3 protein-coding genes are annotated in these 3,068 nt (G+C 40.5%); 2 read left to right on the top strand and 1 reads right to left on the bottom strand.

Annotated elements, in window-relative coordinates; genetic code table 11:
• The coding region (locus tag V7659_RS27040; protein WP_335543169.1) for a TetR/AcrR family transcriptional regulator at positions 1-235 on the bottom strand (235 nt) is incomplete at its 3' end.
• Between the two features lie 150 nt (positions 236-385).
• Between V7659_RS27040 and V7659_RS27045 the strand changes: the two genes are divergently transcribed.
• Both V7659_RS27045 and V7659_RS27050 read left to right on the top strand, forming a co-directional pair.
• Positions 386-1,819: a DHA2 family efflux MFS transporter permease subunit gene (locus V7659_RS27045; RefSeq protein WP_218351408.1), complete on the top strand. Its 1,434-nt coding sequence runs from the start codon at positions 386-388 to the stop codon at positions 1,817-1,819.
• Between the two features lie 117 nt (positions 1,820-1,936).
• Positions 1,937-2,779, top strand: a complete 843-nt coding sequence (locus tag V7659_RS27050; protein ID WP_335543170.1) for an SDR family oxidoreductase — start codon at positions 1,937-1,939, stop codon at positions 2,777-2,779.
• The last annotated feature ends 289 nt before the right edge of the window (positions 2,780-3,068 follow it).

Genomic DNA, 3,068 nt, shown 5'->3' on the forward strand with positions numbered 1-3,068 from the left:
CTCTTAAGGTAAGTGTCGTGTCCGATCTAATCTCTTCCATTTTTTCGAAAAGGCTTTCCTGCTTTGAGTGATGCACCTCTACGAATAGATCCTCTTTAGAAGGAAAAAATTTATATAATGACCCTTTTGCGATTTTGCAATCATCAGCGATATCCTGAATCGATGTTGCAAGATAGCCTTTTTCTGAAAAAAAACGTTCAGCGGAATCCATGATGTTTTGTTTGACAATACTCAATCTACTTCCTCTTTTCAAAAAAGAATTGACATTCTTAAAAAATTAGATAAAATTAAGCACGTAATGACCGATTGGTTTTTCCGGAAAACCACAAGTCAAATATATATGATGTTTGCTAGGCATCAAGCCACAGAAGAGAGGAACGTTTAAATGTCTACACAAGCAGCTGAGAAATTAACATCATCTCAAGAGTTCTCGGTCAAAACTATTATCGCTCCACTTCTTGCCGTTATGATTGGTATGTTTATGGTTCTTCTTGATACTACAATTATGAATGTTGCTATCCCTAGTTTACAAAAATATTTTAACAGTTCATTGGAAACAATTCAATGGACCGTAACCGGTTATACACTTGCGCTAGCTACGATTATTCCTTTAGCTGGTTGGATGACAGATAAATTTGGAGCCAAGCGAATTTTCCTCATTACGATTACTTTGTTTACTATTGGTTCAGTCCTTTGCGCCTTCGCCCAAACTCCTGAACTGCTGATTTTATTCCGTATAATACAAGGCCTTGGTGGTGGAATGGTAACTCCCATCGGTATGGCAATATCTTTTAAAATGGCCCCCCCCGATAAAAGGGGAGCCGTTATGGGGATGCTTGGTATACCTATGCTAATTGCCCCCGCTACAGGTCCTTTGCTATCTGGATGGTTAATTGGGGTAGCATCTTGGCATTGGATTTTCCTAATCAATTTACCAATTGGAATAGCTGCCGTGATTGTTGGTCTAAAGCTTCTGCCCAATCAGCAGCGTGGTAAAGCACCTGCCCTCGATATTCTAGGAATGATTCTTGCCCCGATCGCCTTTTCCATGCTAACTTATGGTGTCAGTGAGGGAGGAAGGGGCTGGAGTTCCACTGGCGCATTAACGGGATTGATTGTTGGGGGTGTCACACTTCTCATTTTCATTTTCGTAGAGCTACGTCATAAGCAACCATTGCTGGAGCTGCGTGCATTTAAATCATTAGACTTTACTCGCGGTATTATCATAACTTGGGCTTTACAAGCCTCCATGATCGGGACTATTCTCTTGAATCCTTTATTCCAACAAGGCGTATTAGGTCGAACACCTCTCGTGAGTGCGGCAATCTCCCTCCCTATTTCCTTGGGAGGTCTAATATTTACGCCATTCGCGGGGAAATTATCCGATAAAATAGGCGCCCGACCTCTTGTCTTTACCGGTTTGAGCCTTATGTCAATTGCTTTATTTTTGCTTTCTGGGGTAAATCTAAATACCGGAGTAATTGCGTTAATGATTATACTTTTTATGGTGGGATGTGGTATGGCCATATCAATGATGCCATTAAATGCACATGTTTTAAAGTCTGCTCCTCGTGAACTGGTAAGCCGAGTAACACCTTTAACATCAGCTACTATACAGGTTGTGAATTCATTTGCCGTAGCCGCTTTAACGGGACACTTATCTTCACAAATAAGAGAGCGTATGGCGGACGCTGGCGAACACGCCGTAAATTTAAAAATCAATGCCTTAGCTTTTGGTGACACATTCTTAATTATAGCCTGCATTGCCACGGTTGGTGCGATTTTAAGTTTATTTCTTCGCAAACCTCACATCAAATAAAAAGAATTACCATTAGCATAAGGAAAGAGTGACAAATATTAAATTTTGAAATTTTGATCATAATTAAAATGTAATTGACCAACGAGAGGAGTTTTTAGTATGAGCGCAGCTATATTAGTGATAGGAGCTACCGGAACAACAGGCAAAGAATTGGTGAAACTTCTGGCGAAGAACGGACATAAAACGCGTGTTACTGTTCGTCCCACAAGCAAAACAAGCGAACTGCAAGCATTGGGAGTCGAGTTGGTTCAAGCCGATCTAAACGACTTCGACTCACTGGTAAATGCCATGAACGGTATCCAAAAAGTATATTTTGCAACACCTCTTCTTCCGAATATGGTGGAACTTTCTTCTTCGATTGTTCGTGCAGCTAAAAAAGCCGGTGTGAAGCATCTTGTGAAGTTATCGGGCGGCGGGGCTGAATTGGATACATTGGCAAAGTGGCATAATGCAGTCGAAAAAGAAATAGAGCAGTCCGGCATGGCGTATACATTCTTGCGCCCAAATACATTTATGCAAAACTTAGTTAAATTTAACTCGCATACCATTCGTGAACATGGAGCCTTCTATGCGCCGCATGGCGACGGAAAAGCGGCTTACATTGATTCTCGCGATATAGCCCAGGTTGCCTATCGGGTCTTAACGGAAGAAGACCATGAGAACAAAGCATATTACTTGTCGGGACCAGAAGCACTTTCCAGCGCCGAAATTGCGGAAATTCTTTCTTCAGTAACCGGAAAATCAATTAAGTACGTAGACGTACCTGTTGAAGCTGCTCGCGCTTCTATGCAAAAAACAGGCATGCCTACTGAAATCGTTGAAGGCTTGTTAGAACATTATCAGATTATGAAGTTAGGTCACACAGCAAATGTCTCCAATACGGTAGAAGAAATAACCGGACATAAAGCAACCTCTTTTGAGACTTTTGCTAAAGCAAATAAGGAAGCATTTATCGGTTAATATATAGTTCAAAGTAAAAAGGGCTGTCTAAAAAAGTCTATAAAGACTATACGGATAGCCCTTTGTTTTTTCGATTTAGTTATCCTAGCATTATCACTTGATTTTCTGCTTTGATAAACTAAAATATAAACTCTGGAGCCAGGATATGTATCAAGGCTCCGTTTGTGGTGACAAGAACAACATCTCTTAAATTGCATTTAAAATCGTAAAGTTACGACAATCTTGCACATTCTAAGAGTTGTGGAACGGGTTCTACTTAAACTAATGCATGCGTTAGTTCAATAAAGAT

The organism is Neobacillus drentensis, from assembly GCF_036966985.1.
Classification (GTDB): Bacteria; Bacillota; Bacilli; order Bacillales; family Cytobacillaceae; genus Neobacillus; species Neobacillus drentensis_E.

What these genes read in the sequence shown, in the direction of transcription:
- V7659_RS27045 (WP_218351408.1), top strand. Translation starts at nt 386, where the DNA reads ATGTCTACACAAGCAGCTGAGAAATTAACATCATCTCAAGAGTTCTCG.